The organism is Halosimplex rubrum, assembly GCF_013415885.1.
In the GTDB taxonomy this organism is placed as follows: domain Archaea; phylum Halobacteriota; class Halobacteria; order Halobacteriales; family Haloarculaceae; genus Halosimplex; species Halosimplex rubrum.
This window is the reverse complement of record NZ_CP058910.1, coordinates 2,734,716-2,755,996: the sequence shown is the minus strand read 5'-3', so window position 1 is coordinate 2,755,996 and position 21,281 is coordinate 2,734,716. Positions and strand designations below refer to the sequence as shown.

Sequence of the window (21,281 nt, the reverse complement as noted above, 5' to 3'; positions counted from 1 at the left end):
GCAAGCGAGCGAACGGCGGCCGCGAACCGTCCGCCTCAGGCCGTCGATCCGGACCGCGCTTTGACGAACGTCACCGGGCAGTCGGCTTCGAGCAGGACCGTCTGCGCCGTCGACCCGAACAGGGCTTTGCCGCTCGGCGACCGCTTCCGGCCGCCGATGACGAGGTGGTCCGCCCCGAGCTCCTCGCGGAGGTCGAGGATCGTGTCGCTTTCGTCCCCGACACCGCCGAGGACCTCCGCGTCGACGCTCGCGTCGGCGAGCCGGTCGGCGATATCCGACGCGACGCCGTGTCGGCGCGCCAGGTCGTCCGGGCCGAACTCCCCGTCGGACGAGACGTTCAACTGCGCCGTGAGTTCGTCGTATCGGTCGCGGTCGAACACGTGGACCACGGCGACCCTCCCGTCCGGGTCGACCGCGTCCGTCGCGGTTTCGGTGAGCCTGTCGAGACGACGGTCGTCCGTCTTGCTGACTGCGACGAGTACTGTCTCTCCCATCGTACCCGATCCGTCGTTCCCCATCGACATAAGGGGATTGGATTATTTACTCGATTCCGAATTAATATTTCTGGAGTATGGGGCCGGAATTTGGCTCGTGGCGACGGCGGGATCGGCCGCAAGGCGGGCGAGCGGGGCGGAAGGGACGAGCAGCGAGTCGGATGTGGACGGAACAGCGAACGGAACGGGGCCAGAACGAGAAGCCGGAGTGGCGAACGGCGGGAGCGGGGGGAGTCCCGATCGAGGTCCGAACCTATCATAAAAGGTTTTATACTGAGGTGAGCGATTCACGTACATGGTCAATCGTCCGGTGAGCGACGATTCGGTATCGGGAGCGGCGGCGCCGCTGTCGCGGTGGACCCGCGACGCGGCGTCTCGCATCCGGCGGACCGAGCGCTCCGTCGCGCCGATCGTGTACCCGCCAGAGGACGTCCCGAACCGGGACGTACACGTCTGGGACACCTGGCTGCTGCGTGACCGTCACGGCGGCGTCGCCGAGGTCGACGGCTGGCAGGTCGCCTTCTCGCTGACGGCGTCGGCGGATCTGTTGCCGGGGACTCGCCACGACGTGGCGACGGTCCGGTACTTCTACTCGCGCGACGGGCGGAACTGGCGGGCCGGCGGCCGGGTCTTCGCCGAGGACCGGGCGTTCGGCCAGCGGCAATGGGCCGGGTCGGCGCTGTACGACGACGGCGACGTGTACCTCTACTACACCGCCGCGGGCGAGGCCGAGGCCGACGAACTGCGCTACAGCCAGCGGATCGCCGGCGCGACCGGGCCGACGCTCCGGACGGACGACGGGGGCGTCGCGTTCGACGGCCAGTGGGACCACCGGGTCCTCCTCCGCCCGGACGGCGACTACTACGAGACCGAACAGCAGTCGCGGGCGATGACCTACACGTTCCGGGACCCCTGGTTCTACGAGGACCCCGAGACGGGCGAGACGTGTCTCCTGTTCGAGGGCAACGTCCCCGTTCCCGAGGGGAGCGACGCCTGCGGCGGCGACGAGGACCACCAGGTGTACAACGGCTGCGTCGGCGTCGCCGTCTCGCCGTCCGGCGACCCGATGGACTGGGAGCTGCGCCCGCCCATCCTCGACGGCGTCTGCGTCAACCAGGAGCTCGAACGCCCCCACGTCCTCCACCGCGACGGCAGCTACTACCTGTTCGTCTCCAGCCACGACCACACGTTCGCCCCCGGGATCGACGGCTACGACGGCCTCTACGGGTTCGTCGCGGACTCGCTGGGCGGCCCCTACCGCCCGCTCAACGACTCCGGGCTGGTGGTGACCAACCCCGCGAACGCGCCGTTCCAGACGTACTCCTACATGGTCGTTCCCCACGGCGAGGAGGTGCTCGTCCAGAACTTCTTCAACTTCTACGACTTCGCCGGCGAATCGGTCGACCTGATCGGCGAGCTCCCCGAACCCGAGCAGCGACGGCGGTTCGGCGGGACGCTCGGGCCGACCGTCCGCCTCGGGATCGACGGCGACCGGACTCGGGTTCTGGGGACGCTCGACGCCTGGCACCTGCCGACGGCCGACGAACCCCTCCCCGAACTCGGCCCGGACGAACCCGGGACCACCCGCGCGGTCGCCGGCGACGACGCCGGCGGCTACGGGGCGACCGCCGACGGGTCGACCGACCGGACGGACGGGTCCGACTGACTCGCTGCGCCCGAGTCCGGGCCCCCCGACGCGACCTCCCGAAATCGTTACTACGGAGCGACCTGAACCACTGCTGTGCCAAGAATCACGCTCATCGGAGCGGGGAGTATGGTGTTCGCGCGGAAGATCGTCGGTGACATCCTGTCGTTCGACGCGCTGGCCGACAGCGAGGTCGTCCTGATGGACATCGACGAGGGGCGGCTCGACCGGACGCACCGGGTCGCCGAGGCGATGGTCGACAACGAGGGGCTGCCGGCGACGGTCGAGGCGACGACCGACCGCCGGGCCGCCCTCGACGGCGCCGAGTACGTCTTCAACATGATCAACGTCGGCGGGACCGAGCCCTTCGAGAACGAGATCCGGATCCCCGAGGCGTACGGGGTCGAGCAGGCCATCGGGGACACGACCGGGCCAGGCGGGATCTTCCGCGGGCTCCGGACCATCCCGACGATGCTCGACATCGCCGCGGACATGGAGGAGCTGTGCCCGGACGCCCTCCTGCTGAACTACACGAACCCGATGGCCATCCTCTGCAAGGCGATGTTCGACGCGACGGACGTGGAGACGGTGGGGCTCTGTCACAGCGTTCCGCACACCGCGACGGCCATCGCCGACTACGTGGACGTGCCCGCGGACGAACTCGACTACTGGGTCGCCGGTATCAACCACATGGCCTGGTTCCTCGAAGCCACTCACGAGGGCGAGTCGGTCTACCCCGCGCTCCGCGAGGCCGCCGAGGACCCCGACACCTACCAGCGGGACACCGTCCGCTTCGAGATGCTGAAACACTTCGGGTACTTCCCGACGGAGTCGAGCCACCACATGAGCGAGTACGTCCCGTACGTCCGGACCGACCCAGAGACCATCGACGAGATGACCGGGACGGACTACGCCGAGCGGATGGGGACGGCCACTTACCTGGAGGGGTGGACGGCGCGCTCGACCCAGCGGGACGACCCCGAACTCGACGTGGACCTCGACGAGGTCGGGGTCGAGCGCTCGGAGGAGTACGCCGCGCGGCTCGTCCACTCGCTGGAGACGGACACCGAGCGTCGGTTCAATCTCAACGTCTCCAACGAGACCGGGGCCATCGAGAACCTCCCCGGCGACGCCTGCGTCGAGGTGCCCGTCCTCGCCGACGGGTCGGGACTACACCCCTGTTCGGTCGGCGAACTCCCGACGCAGGTGGCCGCGCTCGACCGCCAGCACTCGGCGGTGTACGAGCTGGCCGTCGAGGGCGCCCTCGAACACGACCGCGAGAAGGTCCACCAGGCGGTGAAGCTCGACCCGCTGACCGGTGCCAAACTCACGCTGGCGGAGGCCCACGAGATGACCGAAGCGCTGCTGGAAGCGAACGCCGAGTACCTGCCGCGGCTGGAGTGACGAGCCGGGTGCGGTTTCGACGGTGAGGGAGGGTCCCGACGGTCAGACGGTCACGTCGTCGCCGACTGCCTTGACCTGGAAGGAGAACGCGGCCGCCGGGAACACGAGGACGACCGCGATCGTCAGTGCGAGGGTCACGACCAGTATCGCGAGCGTACACAGCCCGACGAGCATCGTCAGCGTCGGGTTGGCCGCCGTCCAGCCGATACCGCTCTCGATCGCGGTCTTGGCCGAGGCGCCTCGTGAGAGGGCGACGAAGGCGGGAACGTTCACCAGGCCGAGATACAGCCCGACGTAGAAGGTCGCCAGCGCCGCGGCGAACTGGAACGTCGACTGGCTCCCGAGGAACGCGTAGAGGTAGCTGGCCGAGAGCGCGAAGAACAGGAGCGGCGCGAGCCCGAACGCGACCGCGGGGACGAGCCGCCGGCGAACCGTACCGAGCGCCGACCGCAGTTCGACCCTGTTGCGGTCGCTGTCGAGGGAGCCGACCGCGGCGTAGAACCCCAGCGTCGCCGGGCCGAGGGTGACGACGGGGAGCACCGCCAGCGACCAGAGGACGCTGAGGCCGACGAGCTGTGGCCCGTTGCGGTAGACGAACCGCGCGGTCGTCCGGAGCGTGCGACCGAAGCGTTCGGGACCGGATTCCGTCATCCGGTCGCTGCTTGCATCTGGATGCTAGATATCAGTTTCTCCTGGAAGAGCAGGAAGAGAACGAACAGCGGCATCGAGATGACGAGCATCTGCGCCATCAGCTGGTTGGGCTGGTTGACGTACACGCTCTCCAGGGTCGTCGCGCCGATGGGGAGCGTGTACTTGGCCTCCTCCTGGAGGACGATCAGCGGCCAGAGGAACTGGTTCCAGCTCCACACGAAGATGAATATCGCGAGAGCCGTCAGGATGGGCGCCGACAGCGGCAGGATGATCCGGGCGTAGATGCGCGGCGTCGAGAACCCGTCCATCCGCGCGGCCTCCTCCAGCTCTTCGGGGATGTCCCGGAAGAACTGGACGAGCAGGAACACGCCCAGCGGCCCGGCGACGAACGGCAGGATGACCGCCCAGTAGCTGTTTATCATCCCCAGCCGGTTGACGAGCGTGAACAGGGGGATGATGTTGACCACGGGCGGGACCATGAAGCTCGCGATGATGATCCCGAGGATGGCCTTGCGTCCGCGCCACTCCAGGCGGGTCAGCGAGAAGGCGATCATCGAGTCGATGACCACCACCAGGAGCGTCGTCACCCCCGCGATGATGAGCGTGTTCAGCGCCCACCGGTAGATGACCGGGTTGTTCGCGAGCACTCCCTGCCAGTAGGTCAGCGTCGGCTCCGCGGGGAACAGCTTGAACGTCCCCATCTCCTCGGTCGGCGTGATCGACAGCTGGAACGTCCGGTACAGCGGGAGGAAAAACAGCAGCGCGAGCCCGTACATGACCGCGTAGACCGCGGCGTTCTCGATCCGGTCCCAGCCGAAGCGCGTCTCGTCGGTCGTGGAAGTCGTGCCTGCCATGGTTACTCACCCAGTGAGGATTCGACCACTTTGAAGTTGATCAGCGACACGGCGATGAGGACCATCAGGACGACGTAGCCGACCGCGGCGCCGTAGCCGAGGTCGAACGTCTCGAACCCGAGGCTGTAGAGGTAGTACACCATCGTCGTCGTCGACGACACGGGACCGCCGTTGGTCATCACGTAGGGCTGGCCGAACACCTGGAACTGCGTGATCGTGCTCGCGATCACGACGAAGATGATCGCGTTTTTCATCTGCGGCAGCGTGATGTCACGGGTCATCTGCCAGCGACTGGCGCCGTCGAGCTTCGCCGCCTCGTAGAGTCGCTCCGACACGTTCTGCCGGGCGGCCAGCAGGATCGCGAAGTAGAAGCCGACCTGCCACCAGACGGTCGTCAGCGCGAGCGCCGGCAGCGCCAGCGTGGTGCTGTCGAGGACGCGCCCGATGAAGGGCTCCGTGAACACGGTGAAGATCCCGTTGGCACCGTACACCTGCAACCAGATCACGCCCACGATCGAGACCGTGAGGACGTACGGGACGAAGTAGATGAACTGCAGGAGTCGCGTGCCGGCCAGTCGGCGATTGAGCCCGAGCGCCACGGTGAGGCTGACGACGAGCAACACGGGGACGGTGAGTAGCACGAACAGGAACGTGTTGACCGTCGCCGTCCAGAACTGCGGGTCGTTCAGCAACGTCGCGTAGTTGGCCAGCCCGACGAACTCGGACTCGCCGGGGTTGAGCAGGTCCCACTGGAAGAAACTCATGTACAGTCCCTTCAACAGGGGGTACAGGAGGAACAGACCGAACAGCACGAGATACGGAGCCGCGAACAGGAGCCCGTTGACCGTCTCCCGGTCGAGGGGCACGCGCTCAGCCAGTGACGTTGATCTCGTTGCCATGGGTTCAGCTCATGCGGCTGCTGAACGCGTTCGCGGACTGGTCGAGCGCGTCCTGCGGGTCGCTGTCCTGTGAATAGATGCCGACGAGCGGGTTCGTGATGTCCGTCGCGTACATGTCGAACTCCAGCGGCGGCTGGTAGACCAGTTCGCCGTCTTCGGCCATCCCCGCGAGCGTACTGACGATATCGTACTCCTCGTAGCGCGGCGAGGAGGTGACCTCCTCGGACTCCGCCACCTCGGGTGTCGCCGGGAGGTGCCCGGCCGTCTGGGCCCACAGGGGGTTGTTCTGCGTGATGTACTCGACGAACTGGACTGCGGCCTGTTTCTCCGTCTCGGTGTGGCTGTCGTTCGTCGGGAAGAAAAATCCGTTACTCTCGGCCCATGCTCGGCGTGCTTCGCCCGGGAATACGTATGGGCGGTGGTACGTGAACTCCAGGTCGTCGGGGATCTCGCCGTCCTCGTTCTCGAAGTTATTGGCTTGCCAGTTCCCGACGAACATCATCCCGACCTGGTCGTCGAGGAAGAGGTTCGTCCGCTCCTGAGCGTCCGACAGGCTGGTCTGATCCCAGCCGAACTCGTCGGTCACCTGGTCCATGAACTCCGCGCTGCGCTGGCCCCCTTCGTTCTCGTGGTAGACGGGCTCGCCGTCCTCGACGAGCGACGCGCCCTCGTGTTGAAGCAAGAGCCCGTAGAAGTACCGCATCGCACCGATCGGGCTGTTATCCTGTAGGAGCGGGAACGGGCGCGCGTCGGTGTTCTCCTGGATCGCGTTCGCAGCCGTCTTGAACTCCTCGAAGTTCGTGGGCGTCTCGGCCCCTGCCTCCTCCATGACGGTGTCGTTGGTCACCAGCATGTGGGCGTGGACGTCCATCGGCAAGGCGTAGGTGCTGTCCCCGACCGTCGCGGCCGGCTCGACGATGTCGTAGTACGGGTCGAGCCCCTCGGAGAGGTACTCGTCGATCGGGTCGATGACGCCCTCGGCTTCGAGGAACGTGCTGAACGACATCCAGTAGGAAGCCACGTGTGGGGCGTTCCCCGAGGCGACCGAGGTGAACAGGTTGTCGACGAACTCGTCGAACGGGACCGCCTCGGAGCTGACCGTAATGTTCGAATGCTCCTCCTCGAAATCTGCGACTAGAGCCTCTATCTCCTCGTTTTCGGTGCCGCCGAAGTAGTCCCAGAAGGTGATCTCGACCGACTGGTCGCCCACGGTTCCCGGGGCACCGTCAGTCCCGCCCGAACCGTTCGAGCCGTTCGAGCCACACCCTGCTAACCCCGTCACTCCGGCGAGCCCGAGCCCTTTGAGGACGTTCCGGCGACTGCGCTTGCGCTGCGTGCCATCTGACGACATAGTACACTACTCCCAACCGATAGTATATAATAGTTTCTAACACATGGATACACGTTTTATTTCCATCAAAACATTAATTGTCTGTGCCTCGCAGCTACGGTGTATGGGTACTATTGACATCGAGGATGTGGTGAAGGTGTACGACTCGGAGGAGGGAGAGATAACGGCCGTCGACGGCGTCTCTCTGTCGGTCGAGGACGGGGAGTTCGTCACCATCGTCGGGCCGTCGGGGTCGGGCAAGTCGACGCTGTTGCGGATGATCGCGGGGCTCGAATCGATCACCGGGGGGACCATCGCGATCGACGGCGACGCCATCAACGACGTGCCGCCCCAGCACCGGGGAGTCGCGATGGTGTTTCAGGAGTACGCGCTGTACCCCCACATGAACGTCCGCGAGAACATGTCCTACGGACTGAAGCTGACGACCGACCTCCCGGACGACGAGATCGCCGAGCGGGTCGAGGAGACCGCAGACATGATGGGGATCGAGGACCTCCTCGAGAAGAAACCGAGCAACCTCTCCGGCGGGCAACAGCAGCGCGTCGCCACCGGGCGTGCAATCGTTCGCGACCCCAAGGTGTTCCTCTTCGACGAGCCGCTGAGCAACCTCGACGCCAAGCTCCGACTGCACATGCGGACGGAACTCCAGCGCCTCCAGGAGGACCTCGGGACGACATCGGTCTACGTCACGCACGACCAGACGGAGGCGATGACGATGTCCGACCGCATCGTCATCCTCGACGGCGGCGAGATCCAGCAGGTTGGGACACCCGAGGAGGTCTACGCTAATCCCCGCAACCGGTTCGTCGCCGACTTCATCGGCAGCCCCTCGATGAACTTCTTCGACGGGGAGTACGTCGACGGACGGTTCGTCGGTGCGGACTTCGAGTACGAGGTCGCTGAGACGATCTCCGAACGCATCGAGCGCAACGCGACAACGGACGACCTCACCCTCGGGATCCGCCCCGAACACATCGAACTCGCGGACGACGACGGCAACATCGTCGAAGCGGAACTCGACGTACTGGAACACGAGGGCAGCGACAACTACCTCTACGTCGTCAAAGACGAGACGGAGTGGACCATCAGGGTCCCCGGGAACACCACGGTTCAGCCCGGTGAACTCATCCAGTTCAGGCTCCCGGCAGAGCATACCCACATCTTCGACGCCGCCACGGGAGACAACGTCCTCGCCGACGGTGACGAGGCGCGCGAGGCGCCGACGCCCGGCTCGAACTGACGACGGTCCGCGTGTGACGGTACAGCCCTTTCGAGAGCAGTCGACCGGTAGGGTATCGACCGCCGACACGGTGTGGCCGTCCCGGGGCGTCTCGGCGGTCTCAATCGATATCCGTGATCGTCATCTGGATCGCCCGGACATCCTCCAGGACGGCGCCGTATCCGCCGACAGTGTACTCCTCGCCGTCAGAGCGGATCCTGAGCGCGGCCTGGATGAACTGCTGTGCGAAGGTCACGTCGCGGTCCTCGTAGATGTCCGTGTAGATCACGTCGACGACCTCACCTTCGATCTCGACCGCTTCCTTGCTCTGGGTTTCGACGCCCTCGACGCGAACAGTCACGGTCTCGTCGTCGGCGCGGACCGACTCGATGTCCCGGATGAGTTCCCTGATGCTGACGTAGGTCGTCGGCGACCCCATCGAGGCCGTGTAGAGGGTGTCCCAGGGCTCCCATAGCTGGATCTGGTAGTACCAGTGGAGGATCGAGGTGAGCGCGTTGTCGTCGACGACGAGCCCGTACTGGCCGTCCCACTCGTTGTCGACGGCGAGCGCGGCGAACGAGCCGTCGACCAGCGCGATGAAGTGGGCGGTCGACTCGCAGCGGCGGACCTCGGCGGCTACGTCGGGAAAGAGGTGCGGCAGGTCCTCGTCGCCGTCGGCCTCGCCGGCCTGGACCGCGATCCGGATCACGACCCCGCGGTCGACCGCGTCCCGGAGCGGGTCCGCCAGTTCGAGGAGTTCGTCGGGCGACACGCAGAGATGCACCGTGTGTTCCGCCGCGTCGACCCGCGCGGTCGCCTCCGTGACCGTCGCCGCGTGCGTCTGGAAGACGCTCATGTCAGTATGTTCGAATCGCGGTCGTTCCCAGCGGTCCTCGAGGTGGTCGGCGGCGTCCTCCAGCCGCGTCGCCCGCTCGCGGAGTTCCTCGGCCGCCGGCGAGACGTTGGCGACGCGGCCCCTGAGCGCCTCCCGTTCGTACGTCTCGACGTAGCCCGCTTCCTCCAGATCCTCGAGCACATCGTAGAGCCGTGACCGCGGCACGGAACAGACATCTGCAAGCTCCGAAACCGACGCGTCCCGCAACCGGAGCAGCCCTACGTACGCCGCCGCCTCGTACCCGGAAAACCCGGCGTCGGCGAGCACCCCTTCCAGTTCGTCGAGGTCGTCCATGACCTAACAGCGGGGCCAGCACGCATAAACACCTTCGCCCATCTCGCACCCGGACCTCTCCGGCGTTCGAATCTCGTTCGAATATGGCGAACGCTTTTGACGCCCCCGCTCCATGACCGAGTATGGGTACAGACCGAGTCAGTGCGACGGCCACGTCCGTGACGATCCTCGAGTCCCTCAGGCGACAGGGCACGGCGGGCGTGACAGCCATCGCGGAGGACATCGACGGCTCGAAGGCCAACGTTCACAAGCACCTCGCGACGCTCGAGGACGCCGGCTTCGTCCGGTCGGCCGACGGGCAGTACGAACTCGGGCACCGGTTTCTCGGGTTCGCCGTGGCGAGCAAACGCCAGGAGCCCGCCTACATCGAGGGGGTGAGCAATCTCGCCAAGCTCGCGGACGTGACCGGCGCGACCGCGACACTCGTCGTCCGGGAGGGGCTCGAAGCGGTGTATCTCCATACGGTCGTCCCGGTCGGTCGGGTGGACACCGATTCGCTCGAAGGCCGTCGAGGGCCGCTCACTTCGGTCCCCGGTGGGCTCGCGATCCTCTCGTGTTATCCCCCGGAGCGGCGACGAGCGCTCGTCGAGGAGACCGTCGACGACACAGACCGCGTCGAGCCCCTCCTCGACCGTCTCCGAACCGCCGCACAGGAGTCAGCCGTCGTCGAACCAGCCGAGAGCCACGACGGCCCGGACGAAATCGTCGCGCCGATCGCCGGGCCCGACGGTGACCCCGCCGGCGCCGTCGGCGTCGAACGGCCGACGACCAGCGACGAGAGCGACCGCGTCGAGGCGGACCTCCGGAAACTCGTCCGAAACACCGCCGGGGCAATCTCCAACCGACTGTCGCTGACTCGCTGACCCCACTGCGACGTTCGCTCATTTCGAACGGATGGCGTACGACCGTCTAAACGAGCGAGATATTAATGAATTTTAATAATATATTCGATCGAGTGCCCGGCATGGTGCCACCCCAAGCACCGAGACTGCTTTGTTGCGATCATCGCAACAACAAATTTTGGAACTCAAAGGCACCATCGCGCATGGGATTACAGATGTAGTGGTGTAATTTGTTCAGTCTCGATTTCCAGCCTTCGAGCGGACTCCGAGCGGATTCCGCTGTCAAACCGAGTTCGAACGAGCCCCAGTCGCGGCCCAACGGGGTGATTTGAGCGCATAGATAATATTTCTATCCATTATTATAATCCGTTATTATAGGCGATCCGGTATGTGGTTCGATCCGGGATCGGAACCCTGTCCGTCAGGGACTCCGTCCCGATCTCTATCTTTCGGCGCGAGTCCCGGTCGTTCCGTCCACGGTGGGCACGGATCTCGCCCCGGTGAACCGGCTATATCTGTGACGGTAAGAGCACTGTATTAGCCGATTTGAGACGGCCACCACCATGGTCAAACATGTAATTCATCCAAATGGCCAGTCCTCTGGGCCGACGGCTCGCGGTTTCCGTCGTATTCCAAGACGAACCGCCACGAGCGGCGGAAGGTAGTCATTCCTGCCGGCTTGTCTCCCAAATACAGGTGATACTGCGTATCCCTGCGTTGGATATCCGTCTACGACACACTCGAATGAGCAGTGGCCGGCCCGTCCGCGAGCACGCAGGACGACGCGCCGGTAACCCTATCGGCGTCTGTAGGAATGTTTAAAATACAACACTTATTCCGAACTATCAGTAATACTTAATTAATAGTGAGGAGACGGTCGCTTCCGCCGGTTCGGGGTCAATTCAGGTTGGCATACCGGCTACCGAGATCGAACGCTGTAATGGAGCTTCAATTCTGCTGAGAGTTTATTGTCCCCTCAATGAATGAGGAGCTCGCTGAACTGGCGGGTTCCCGAATCACGGTGAGAACGATGGCAACCAGAGACATCAACGAGAGCAGATTCGACGAAGACATCCGAACGGAGTCGAGTGCGAACCAGTGTCCCGAGTGCGACGGCCGGGTCACCACGAACGCGGTCGAGACGGTCTGCGAGGACTGTGGTCTGGTCATCGACGAACAGCGTATCGATCACGGGCCGGAGTGGCGGGCGTACGACGACGAGTGCGAACGAACGGGCGCCCCACTCACTGCGGCCCGCCACGATCGCGGCCTGTCGACGGAAATCGGTCGCGGCACCGACGCGAAGGGGAACAAACTCTCCGGGCAGAAGCGACGGCGACTCGCGCGGATGCGCCGTGAACAGACCCGTGGTCGGTGGCGATCGAAAGCAGAACGGAATCTCGCACACGGGTTGGGCGAGGTGCGCCGATTGGCGAGTGCGCTCGAACTCTCCGATTCAGTCCGTGACCAGGCGTGTCAGCTCTTCCGGAGCGCCCAGAACGAGAATCTGCTCCGTGGCAGATCCATCGAGGCCATCGCCGCGGCCAGCGTGTACGGGGCCTGCCGGTGCAACGGCCTCTCGCGGTTGCTGGGCGAGGTCAGCGAGATGGCCCGCGTCGCGGAGTCACGAGTCACGAACGCGTACAAAACGTTGAACGAGGAGCTGGGCCTCCCCGCTGAGCCCGTCTCCCCCAGCATGTTCGTGCCGCGACTCGTCTCGGACCTCGAGTGTCCGGACGAGATCCGACAGCGGGCCCGGATCCTCGCAGAGCAGGCCGAAGAGCGCGGCGTGACGACGGGCGTCCATCCAGCTGGGTTCGCAGCGGCCTGCCTCTACAAAGCGGGGCAGGAACAGGGACAGTGGGTAACACAAAGCGACGTCGCGGAGATAGGGAACGTCACCCCAACGACTGTCCGGACGCATCACGAAACACTCGATGAACTCGCAGTCTAGACTGGCCAGGTAGGAAGCGAAGGCGTCCCGTTCTCCCAGCGAATCGCCTCTACCGCCGCCGAGAACTGTTGTAGTCGGTCATCGAGGACGGCGAGCGGGTGCGCATCGAGAAACGATGCGCGATGTCGATCGACAGGCGTGTCTTCGTGATTGAGTTGGATGTGACAGGGGCCAAGGTCCGGATGGTCGGCGTCCTGGTGGAAGCCGAGAATCAGATTCCGGTCCGGTTCGACCCAGTTAATGCGGTAGTATTCATGGTCGACGCCGGCGGGGTACCAGAAGCGAATCTCCAAGCGTGCGGTCACCGCATCGTAGGAGTCACTCAGGAACGTGGTCGGATCGACATTCGCGATGACGTACCGGGGTCGGCGTCGAGACGGGCGATAGCGCACGTCCTCACATCCCGCTTGATTCGCCAATCGATCGTGAACGTCGCGGAGAAGGGTCCGCTGTGTATAGCGGTCGCGACCGGCAAGAAAGATCATTCTGTGAGAGAGGAGGATTAGCTCGTGGCGCGGTCGGCCACGTCGGTCATCTGTTCGCGAGCAGCTTCAACGTCGGAGTAGAGTTCCAGTGCGTGCTTGATGAGGCGGCGATCCTCTTCGTTCTCTTGCCAGAACGCGATGACGTCACGTCGTTCGCGCAGCTCGGCACTTGCGAGGTCGCCGCCGGCGAGCGACTGTTCGAGCTCTTCCCACGTCTCGACATCGTAGGTCGCCTGCCACTCCTCGATCTCCTCGGTGATCGCCGCCAGTTCGCTCCGCAGCTCCTCGCGCGTATTCTCCTCGATGAGCGTCCGGATCTCCTCGAAGAGCAGACGCGTGTAGTCAGGCTGGTAACGTGTCGTCTCGCCGGCCTCGACGCGACGCAGCTGGCCCTGGTCGACGAGATCCTGGAGCTCCTCGCTGGTCGTACTCCAGGCAGCGTCGGCCTGCTCGCTGATCCAGTTGACGGACCGCGGTTCGCGAAGCGTCTCGGCGACCGCACGAATACGATCGCGGGCGCTCATCGACTCAGTCCACGACTGGACCCCATCTCGCGAGGATTCGGACATGCTTGGCACCTCTTGCGACAGTGTTAGCGCTGAGCCCCCATATATGTTTGTACACTCTCGCATAATCAAGAGTGCGTTGCGAGCGAAGGGGTCCGGACGTTGAAATACGAAACCGACAGAAGCTATGAGCCAACCGATGCACAACCGAGATTTTGACTTCGATGAATTGCGCCCGACCGTCGAGGCGTCCTACATTCCGGACACGAGGCTGGGGGATGAGTGTGAAGGTGGCCGCCGACGGCAACGCGTCGCGATGAGCACTAGTGATTACCCTGATGCACCGACGGATGCCGACGGCGAGTGCCGGTCCTGTGGGGCGTCAGTCCCAGACGGCCAGACGAAATGCCGGTTCTGCCTTACCAACCATCTCGGGAGTGACGCCACTAGCACGAACGAGGCAGCAACGACGACGTTCCTCGGAGTCGTCTACCTAGTCGTGGAGTCGACCACGTTCTACGGCGCCGTCGCGAAAGGCGGCGCCGCGGCGAACCTCCTCTCTGCCAACGAGGCGGAGCCGGCCGTCGACGACTACACGCTCATCTACGACCTCGACGAGGCGCCGGCGCGCCAGCTGTCCGAGCAATGGCCCTCACTTCCCGACGCGGTCCAGGTGGCGTCAGCGGAGGGAGAGCGGCTTCTCAGTGCCGCCCGTGACCGGACTGGATGGCACGGGCAGGAAGCGTCGGAGCGGCAGGAGCAGGCCACGACGCGACTCTACGACCAGCGTGGGGACGGCATCCGCGACGCGTCGCGTCTCGACGCGGTCCTCGACGACGCCGACAACGCGGTGTGGCTGGTTCCAGCGATAGCGCTGACCGAATCTACTGGCGAAGCTGCGGCCGATCGCCAGGCGACGTCGGTACCGACGACGCAGGAACTCGAGTGTCAAACCTGTGGACGGGCGACCGACCATCAGTTCAAAACGCATGAGTCGGTCCCGGATGAGGCGTGGACAGGACAACCGATCTGGGAGTGCCGGGTGTGTGGCTCAGCTCGCTACGGCCCCAATCTCGAGTAGCCCCAGTGCTCGGCGTCGATTAACCAACAGCCTGCGAGAACTGTCGAGGTCCGTTGGTTAAGGCCGCGATCTCCTGAAAGCCCGACGCCAGTCTCGACGGTGGGTCTTTCCGCGCCAGCGAGCGGTGAAGCGCTGCCGATGGAGCAAGAGTTCAAACAAGGCTACCGGATGCATCGTATACTCAGCAATCTCAACCGACTCGACGTCGACCGATTGGACGACGCGGATCGAGAGCGAGTCGAGACCGCGAGAGACCTCCTGGAAGAGGTGAGCCTTCTCACGCGGCCGAGCGACGGAGCCGGGGCGGACGCCCACGCAGACTCCTAACTGGCGTCGTCGGCCACGCCTCGGGAGACACCTCTCACGTCGGTTTATCGCCCCCGATAGGGGTGCGGGGGCGACCTCGTGAAGTCCAGATATGGCCACACTGCAAGCTGCGACGACGTCGACCGGCGCGATCGTATCGGATCCACAGGCAGTCCGCGAGCTCTGTGAGAGCTACTGCTTCGGGACGCTCGACTGGGAGGTGACCGAAGACGGAGAGCTCACCATCTGGGGGTATGACGACTTCGAGGTGTACGAGACGCGGGAGAACGGCCTCCCGGATTACGAAGGCGGGATCGTGACCCACGAATTCCTGCGAGAACTCGCCGACCACCTCGAAGCTGACGAAGAACTCGATATCCAGGCGGCGGGGTTCACCAAGTGCCGCTTCCCAGTCCTGGCCAAGCGGTACGTCGTTCGCGATGGCGAAGTCCTCCACGCGGACCTCAGTTCCCCCGACCCGATCGACGAGTAGCGTTGTTCGTCCCCCGAGAGGGGTGCGGGGCGATCCAGTCGCGGTCGCCCCGTGAGGTGATTGCTCGATGGGACACCGCGCACTCGTTGCGTACGAACGCACAGACGGACAGTACACGCTCCACTACAGCCACTGGGGCGCAGCGAACCTCAAGCTCAAGCGCCGAATTTCGGCTGAATCGCCGTTCGGTGGCGACGACACCGACTCCAAGTGGACGAAACAGCTCCTCGCAGAGCTTGCCGATGGCCTCGAGGCAGATGCGGTCGACGGCTACCTCGCCGGCGAGGATCGACCGTCGACGGTCGTCGAGCCGAAGCCCCGCGCCACCGGGCTCACCCTCGACGAGATCGTCGCGGACCATCTCGACTACCTCCATCACGAGGCGTTCTTCGTGGTGGCGCCGACGTTCGAGGTGACCGCCTATCGGACGCTGTGGTTCGGGCTCCAGTACGACTCAGAGACGGTCGAGCAGGGAGAAACAGTCGGGAACGGCGCGCTCGCGACGGTGCGCTGGTACGACGGCGAGCCGGTCGGCGACGGCCACCTACAGGGACAGTTCGCGGCCCTCAAAGACGTCGTTGGCGATATGCTCGACAAGGGCGTCTTCACGCCGTCGACGGCGAGACAGTACCTGAAACAGAAGCTGGCCGAGCGAGTCGGAGACCGACAGGAGCTCCTCATTCCGACCGGAGAATCACCCTTCGAGACAGCGAGTCTCGGCAAGCCGTAACACCAATCCCTTAGTGGATATCGGGGGATGTCTAAGTATGTCAAATCAGTCTGAAGATGACGTTCGTGTTTGGCTTGTCGAACGGACGTACTCCGATGACGAGCAGAACCTGATCATCCTCACCTACGCAACACCCGATGGAGAACAGTACTATCGGAAGGAACGCGCACTCACGTCCTTCACCGACGTCCGAGATACGACAGCAGCAGTCGATGCTGAACCCGGCAATCTTGGCATGGTCGATGACCCCGACCTCCAGGAGCAATACGCGGCCGAAGCACAGCGAATGCAGGAAGTTCACGACCCTGACGACGTAATCTGAGATCTACTGGTCGACACGCTGCAGGCCATGGGTTATGTCGTAGCAGGCCTTAGACGGGGTATGCGCGAACTCGTCTTCGCTCTCGAATACGAGCCCGGCTGCAACAGGGTGGCGGACGCCCTCGCCGACCACCCCGACGCTCGCGTTCGCTCGCTCTCGCTGCACGCCACTGCCGAGCGTCTCTGGCGGGTCGACCATGCCACCGGTACGCCTGAGGCGCTCAACGCCATCGAGGACGCCTTTCTCAACGGCGACTACTACGCTGACTGTCTCGCCACCGAGGACTGCAACGCCACACAGACCACCCGCGTCCTCGACCGCACGGACGACGCGCTCATCCTCTACTCAGATTGGGAGCGCACTCCGACCTGCGCCTCAGTCCCCCACATCGCTCGCGACCACCTCGGCGACGGCGTGCTGTTCGAGACTCGTCACGAGGGCCGCCACTACACGTGGCGACTCATCCACTCCGGCGATGGCGACGTGGCGGCGTTCTTCGACGCTCTCAAAGTCGCCGTCGGGGAGTGCGCCCAGATGGAGATGCTCCGCACAGCGGACACAACATCAGCTAGGGGAAGCGACGGAACACCGAGTGGATTGCCTCCAGCCCAAGAGGCTGCTCTCCAGGCCGCCGTCGAACACGGCTACTACGAATCACCCCGCGAGGTCGATGTTGGAGAACTCGCAGAGCATCTCGACGTGCCACGGTCAACACTCACCTACCGACTCCGGCGGGCGGAAGAACATTTGGCGAAGCAACATGTCGCCGGCGAGCGGGTAGCGGAAGAACGGCTGGCATCCCACTGAGGGCCGTAGTTGGAATATTCCAACAAAGACATATCGAACTCCCGCTCCTACCGTGACGTGATGACAGAGAATCCGGACGCAGCAGGAGGAACGAGCGGCGGCGAACAGCGACGTGAGCTGACCGCCCGCCTCGCCGTTCCCGAGATGGACTGTCCCTCTTGCGCCCAAAAGGTGGACAAGAGCCTCCAGCGTGTCGACGGCATTACTGACGCCACGCTCCAGCCGACCACCGGCACGGCCAACGTCACGTACGACCCTGATCGGACTAGCGAAGCCGACGTAATCAAGGCGATTGAAGGCGCCGGCTACGAGGTCGTCGGGGGCTCGGACGCTGAGGGCGATGATGAGGACAACCAAGCGACCGACGGCGTCGACATCGCGCCACCATCGGAGGTCTGGACGAGTCCTCGCGCGAAGAAGACGTGGCTCGGCGCGGCGTTCGTCACGCTCGGCCTCCTCTTCGAATTCCTCCTCACCGGACAGAACGTCACGGTGGCGAGCGTCCTCGAGTACCCGCTCCACATCGCAGATGTCCTGTTCCTCGGCGCCGTCGCGGCCAGTGGCATCCCGGTCGTCCGTAGCGGGTACTACTCCGCGAAGAACCGAAGCCTCGACATCGACCTGCTGATGGGAACGGCGATCATCGCGGCGACCGGTATCGGCTACTTCGTCGAGGCGGCGACGCTGGCCGTCCTGTTCAGCATCGCCGAGCTGCTCGAGGACTACGCGATGGACAGGGCGCGGGACTCCCTGCGCGAGCTGATGGAACTCTCGCCCGACGAGGCGACCGTCCTTCGCGACGGTGAGGAAGTGACCGTTCCCGCCGAGGAGGTCGACGTTGGCGAGACCGTCGTCGTCCGCCCCGGCGACAAGATTCCGCTCGACGGAACGGTTATCGAAGGCGGGAGTGCAGTCGACCAGTCGCCGATCACGGGCGAGAGCGTCCCCGTCGACAAGCAGACGGGCGACGAGGTCTACGCCGGCGCGATCAACGAAGAGGGGTACCTCGAGGTAGAGGTCACCTCAACCGCTGGCGATTCGACGCTCTCGCGCATCATCGAGATGGTCCAGGGCGCACAGGCGAAGAAGACCGAGTCTGAGCAGTTCGTCGACCGCTTCTCCGGCTACTACACACCCCTCGTCGTCGTGCTGGCAATCCTGACCGCCGCAATCCCGCCGCTGGTCATCGCCGACCCCATCTCGGTCGACCTGGCCGGGTACGGGTTCACCTTCGCGAGCGACTGGCAGACGTGGTTCATCCGGGGGCTCACCCTGCTGGTGATCGCCTGTCCCTGTGCGTTCGTCATCTCGACGCCCGTCTCGGTGGTGTCGGGAATTACGAGCGCCGCGAAGAACGGCGTCCTGATCAAGGGCGGCAACTACCTCGAGGCGATGGGCGAAGTCGATGCCGTCGCGCTCGACAAGACGGGGACGCTCACGAAGGGCGAACTCGCCGTCACCGACGTCGTCCCGGTCGGTGACACCACGGAGGACGATCTGCTCCGTCGCGCCGCCGGACTGGAGCGTCGCAGTGAGCACCCCATCGCTGCGGCCATTCTCGCCCGTGCTGAGGAGACGGGCGTGGGTAATCTGCCCGATGCGACGAGTTTCGAGAGCCTCACGGGGAAGGGCATCCGGGGCGAGATCGACGGCAAGACGTACTATGCGGGCAAGCCCGCGCTCTTCGAGGAGCTGGGCTTCGACCTCGCTCGAGCACGCCGCGAGACGGACGGCGGCGTCGTAGCGGAAGAGTCGTCAGAGTCCGACGACGGGGCGTTTGCCGAGAATGCACTCTCCGCGCTGGAGCGGGAGGGCAAGACGGTCGTCATCGTCGGGACGGAGTCGGAACTGCTGGGTGCGATCGCCATCGCCGACGAGGTTCGCCCGGCCTCGAAGCGGGCTGTCGAACGCCTGCACGAGCTGGGCGTCGAGCGCGTGGTGATGCTGACCGGCGACAACGAGGGCACCGCCCGCGCCATCGCCGAGCAGGTCGGTGTCGATGAGTATCGCGCCGAACTCCTGCCCGACGAGAAGGTCGACGCAGTCGAAGAGTTACAGGCGGAGTACGGGGAGGTTGCGATGGTCGGCGACGGCATCAATGACGCCCCCGCGCTCGCCACTGCGGAGGTCGGCATCGCGATGGGCGCGGCGGGCACCGACACCGCCCTCGAAACGGCTGATATTGCGTTGATGGGCGACGACATCGGGAAACTCCCGTACCTGTACGATCTGTCGCATACGGCCAACGGTGTGATCCGGCAAAACATCTGGGCCAGCCTCGGCGTGAAGCTCCTACTCGCGCTAGGCGTGCCGCTGGGCCTGGTCAGCGTTGCGCTGGCAGTCGTTGTCGGAGATATGGGGATGAGCCTCGGCGTCACCGGGAACGCGATGCGGTTGTCCCGGATTGAGCCCGATCGAATCATCGACGCCTGATTCTGCGGCGGGAAGTGCGGGCAGGACGCTCTTTTTTCGGGACTTACCTCCGCTACATCGAGACAAGTTGTGGTTTGTCTGGGGCAGAAAGGACTGAGCCCCACCGTGGGCTCGTGATTTGATGCCCGAGAATCCAGACGACGATCCATTCCACGATTGCGAGTTAGGTCCTGACGCAGTCCTCGGGACGCGCACCTTCCACGATGTCCTGTTCACCGACGACACGGAGACGCCGATGAACGTGCTAACCGGTGAGACGCCCGCCCATTCGCAGGCGACCGTCAAGGAGGCAAAGGAGTTCGCTGCGAGTGTTGACACCGACACGCCACAGATCGCACTTCCGGCGTCAGTCGAAACGCAAATCGAGACGCAGAGTAAGCCCTACACGTCGGCTGCGTTCTTCCACTTCAAGGCGACAGGCTCGCTCGAACGCCACCGCGCCTACCACGCCGCCTACGAGGCGGACGCGTTCGCGGTCGACTTCGAGGCCGACTACGCGTCGGGCGATCTAACCATCACAGTCGACCGAGCGAACGAGTCCTAAAAATCGACCGCTATAGTAGTTGTTAGAAGTAATTGCTCACATTTGGGAGCGACAGTTGGTCGAGAGCGGTATCGATCGCGGTGGTCAGTTGCTCAAGCGAGTCGAAGAATCGGTTGCTCAGAGCGTCTTGGAGTTGTCGCCAGCACTCTTCGACAGGATTGAGTTCCGGCGAATACGCCGGCAACGTCACGAAGGCGAGGTCGTCACGGGCCGCTAGGTCCGTGACGGCCGACGCCTGGAAATACGGCGCTCCGTCCAGCACGACGATCAAATCCTCTTCGAATTCTTCGCATAACGCGAGAATGAAATGTTTCGCGTGATCGGCGGTGACGTATTCGGTAAATCGGGAGAAAAAGCAGTCACCATCTTCGGTGATCGCGCCGAGCAGACACGTCCAGTCGCGTTGACCGGAAAGTTCGACGCTCGGCCGCGTGCCGCGCGGAAACCACGCGGCACGCGGCTCGACCTGGACCGATTTCTTCGTCTGATCGATGCAGACTATTTGGGCGTCCATCTCCGCTCGCTTTTTTTGATCTCGTCGTGGAACTCCTCTTGGTCGGATTCCTCGGCTTCGGCGGCGGTACGACGAGGTTTTTGATAACTCAATCCAGCTTCTTTCAGCAACCGCCGACAACTCGGATAGGAGTACTCGACGCCGTAGGTGTCTTCAAGAAACTCCTGGACGAGCGCCGGCGTCCACGCCGGCGCGTCGATCCCGACTTCTTCGGGCGGTTGGTGAACGGCTTGTTCGAATTCATTTTGCTGTGATTCTGAGAGCTTTCGTTTTCTCCCGGATCGATGAGCATCAGAGACGGCTTGCTCAAGCGGTTCGTCCGTATCAAGTCGCATCAGCCAGCTGTAGATCGTTCTTCGACCGGTGTCGTGCCACTCTGCAAGTTCGGTCTGCGTCACGCCGTTCTTGTACGCGATCGCCGCTAACAACCGTTGTGTCGGCTTATTTCCCTCAACGTTGTCGAGGGCGTCTTGGAGCTCTTCGACGGAGATCTCGTCGAGATGGTCCATTGATCACAGTAACCATCTCTGAGCAGAAAGTTCTAACGGTTACTATAGA

General features: G+C 64.1%; 22 protein-coding genes. 13 read left to right on the top strand and 9 right to left on the bottom strand.

Annotation, left to right across the window (positions count from 1 at the left end; translation table 11 throughout):
• Positions 1-35: 35 nt before the first annotated feature.
• Positions 36-494 (bottom strand): universal stress protein, encoded by a 459-nt coding sequence (locus tag HZS55_RS13750; RefSeq protein WP_179908222.1) that lies wholly within the window; start codon positions 492-494, stop codon positions 36-38.
• A 295-nt stretch (positions 495-789) separates the two neighbouring features.
• On the opposite strand from HZS55_RS13750, the gene HZS55_RS13745 reads away from it, so the two are divergent.
• Entirely contained in the window at positions 790-2,160 is a 1,371-nt protein-coding gene (locus HZS55_RS13745) for a glycoside hydrolase family 68 protein (RefSeq protein WP_179908221.1), read from the top strand.
• Positions 2,161-2,235: 75 nt separating this feature from the next.
• Complete coding sequence (melA, locus tag HZS55_RS13740) at positions 2,236-3,543, top strand: alpha-galactosidase (protein ID WP_179908220.1); 1,308 nt, start codon at positions 2,236-2,238, stop codon at positions 3,541-3,543.
• 42 nt (positions 3,544-3,585) lie between these two features.
• Here melA and HZS55_RS13735 read toward each other — a convergent pair whose 3' ends face one another.
• The 4 genes from HZS55_RS13735 to HZS55_RS13720 are packed head-to-tail and all read right to left on the bottom strand — an operon-like array spanning position 3,586 to position 7,298.
• A complete protein-coding gene (locus HZS55_RS13735) occupies positions 3,586-4,194 on the bottom strand; it encodes a hypothetical protein (RefSeq protein WP_179908219.1) in 609 nt (202 codons plus the stop codon).
• Positions 4,191-5,048 (bottom strand): carbohydrate ABC transporter permease, encoded by an 858-nt coding sequence (locus HZS55_RS13730; protein ID WP_179908218.1) that lies wholly within the window; start codon positions 5,046-5,048, stop codon positions 4,191-4,193. The genes HZS55_RS13735 and HZS55_RS13730 overlap by 4 nt, the downstream gene beginning before the upstream one ends.
• Positions 5,049-5,050: 2 nt before the next feature.
• Positions 5,051-5,947, bottom strand: a complete 897-nt coding sequence (locus HZS55_RS13725; RefSeq protein WP_179908217.1) for a carbohydrate ABC transporter permease — start codon at positions 5,945-5,947, stop codon at positions 5,051-5,053.
• Positions 5,948-5,951: 4 nt separating this feature from the next.
• Positions 5,952-7,298 (bottom strand): extracellular solute-binding protein, encoded by a 1,347-nt coding sequence (locus HZS55_RS13720; RefSeq protein ID WP_179908216.1) that lies wholly within the window; start codon positions 7,296-7,298, stop codon positions 5,952-5,954.
• A gap of 103 nt (positions 7,299-7,401) precedes the next feature.
• On the opposite strand from HZS55_RS13720, the gene HZS55_RS13715 reads away from it, so the two are divergent.
• On the top strand, positions 7,402-8,538 hold the full coding sequence (locus HZS55_RS13715; protein ID WP_179908215.1) for an ABC transporter ATP-binding protein: 1,137 nt from the start codon (positions 7,402-7,404) through the stop codon (positions 8,536-8,538).
• Between the two features lie 100 nt (positions 8,539-8,638).
• Here the strand turns inward: HZS55_RS13715 and HZS55_RS13710 are convergent, their stop codons facing one another.
• Positions 8,639-9,706 carry a TrmB family transcriptional regulator gene (locus tag HZS55_RS13710; protein ID WP_179908214.1) on the bottom strand — a complete coding sequence of 356 codons (1,068 nt, stop codon included), beginning with the start codon at positions 9,704-9,706 and terminating at the stop codon, positions 8,639-8,641.
• A 122-nt stretch (positions 9,707-9,828) separates the two neighbouring features.
• On the opposite strand from HZS55_RS13710, the gene HZS55_RS13705 reads away from it, so the two are divergent.
• Positions 9,829-10,569 (top strand): IclR family transcriptional regulator, encoded by a 741-nt coding sequence (locus tag HZS55_RS13705; protein ID WP_179908213.1) that lies wholly within the window; start codon positions 9,829-9,831, stop codon positions 10,567-10,569.
• 1,009 nt (positions 10,570-11,578) lie between these two features.
• Complete coding sequence (locus tag HZS55_RS13700; protein WP_179911875.1) at positions 11,579-12,502, top strand: transcription initiation factor IIB; 924 nt, start codon at positions 11,579-11,581, stop codon at positions 12,500-12,502.
• Here the strand turns inward: HZS55_RS13700 and HZS55_RS23020 are convergent.
• Positions 12,499-12,987: a hypothetical protein gene (locus HZS55_RS23020; protein WP_394353530.1), complete on the bottom strand. Its 489-nt coding sequence runs from the start codon at positions 12,985-12,987 to the stop codon at positions 12,499-12,501. The genes HZS55_RS13700 and HZS55_RS23020 overlap by 4 nt on opposite strands.
• A 17-nt stretch (positions 12,988-13,004) precedes the next feature.
• Positions 13,005-13,556 (bottom strand): DUF7342 family protein, encoded by a 552-nt coding sequence (locus tag HZS55_RS13690; RefSeq protein ID WP_179908211.1) that lies wholly within the window; start codon positions 13,554-13,556, stop codon positions 13,005-13,007.
• Between the two features lie 136 nt (positions 13,557-13,692).
• Here HZS55_RS13690 and HZS55_RS13685 point away from each other — a divergent pair, with 136 nt between their 5' ends.
• The 8 genes from HZS55_RS13685 to HZS55_RS13650 all read left to right on the top strand — a co-directional run bounded on the left by HZS55_RS13685 (position 13,693) and on the right by HZS55_RS13650 (position 20,209).
• Complete coding sequence (locus HZS55_RS13685) at positions 13,693-14,574, top strand: biosurfactant protein 1 (protein WP_179908210.1); 882 nt, start codon at positions 13,693-13,695, stop codon at positions 14,572-14,574.
• A gap of 138 nt (positions 14,575-14,712) precedes the next feature.
• On the top strand, positions 14,713-14,901 hold the full coding sequence (locus HZS55_RS13680; RefSeq protein ID WP_006183366.1) for a hypothetical protein: 189 nt from the start codon (positions 14,713-14,715) through the stop codon (positions 14,899-14,901).
• A 91-nt stretch (positions 14,902-14,992) separates the two neighbouring features.
• Positions 14,993-15,373, top strand: a complete 381-nt coding sequence (locus HZS55_RS13675) for a hypothetical protein (protein ID WP_179908209.1) — start codon at positions 14,993-14,995, stop codon at positions 15,371-15,373.
• 67 nt (positions 15,374-15,440) lie between these two features.
• Entirely contained in the window at positions 15,441-16,103 is a 663-nt protein-coding gene (locus HZS55_RS13670) for a DUF6735 family protein (RefSeq protein ID WP_179908208.1), read from the top strand.
• A 37-nt stretch (positions 16,104-16,140) separates the two neighbouring features.
• The gene (locus HZS55_RS13665) at positions 16,141-16,425 is read left to right on the top strand and encodes a hypothetical protein (RefSeq protein ID WP_006183450.1); all 285 of its coding nucleotides are present in this window, start codon (positions 16,141-16,143) and stop codon (positions 16,423-16,425) included.
• A 60-nt stretch (positions 16,426-16,485) separates the two neighbouring features.
• Positions 16,486-17,232, top strand: a complete 747-nt coding sequence (locus HZS55_RS13660) for a helix-turn-helix domain-containing protein (protein WP_050051691.1) — start codon at positions 16,486-16,488, stop codon at positions 17,230-17,232.
• A gap of 60 nt (positions 17,233-17,292) precedes the next feature.
• On the top strand, positions 17,293-19,665 hold the full coding sequence (locus HZS55_RS13655) for a heavy metal translocating P-type ATPase (RefSeq protein WP_179908207.1): 2,373 nt from the start codon (positions 17,293-17,295) through the stop codon (positions 19,663-19,665).
• A gap of 121 nt (positions 19,666-19,786) precedes the next feature.
• Complete coding sequence (locus HZS55_RS13650; RefSeq protein WP_050051690.1) at positions 19,787-20,209, top strand: hypothetical protein; 423 nt, start codon at positions 19,787-19,789, stop codon at positions 20,207-20,209.
• 22 nt (positions 20,210-20,231) lie between these two features.
• Here the strand turns inward: HZS55_RS13650 and HZS55_RS13645 are convergent.
• A protein-coding gene (locus HZS55_RS13645; protein WP_179908206.1) for an IS630 family transposase occupies positions 20,232-21,232 on the bottom strand; the annotation gives its coding sequence in 2 pieces (ribosomal slippage) (positions 20,232-20,740 and positions 20,740-21,232; 1,002 coding nt in all).
• Positions 21,233-21,281 lie beyond the last annotated feature (49 nt).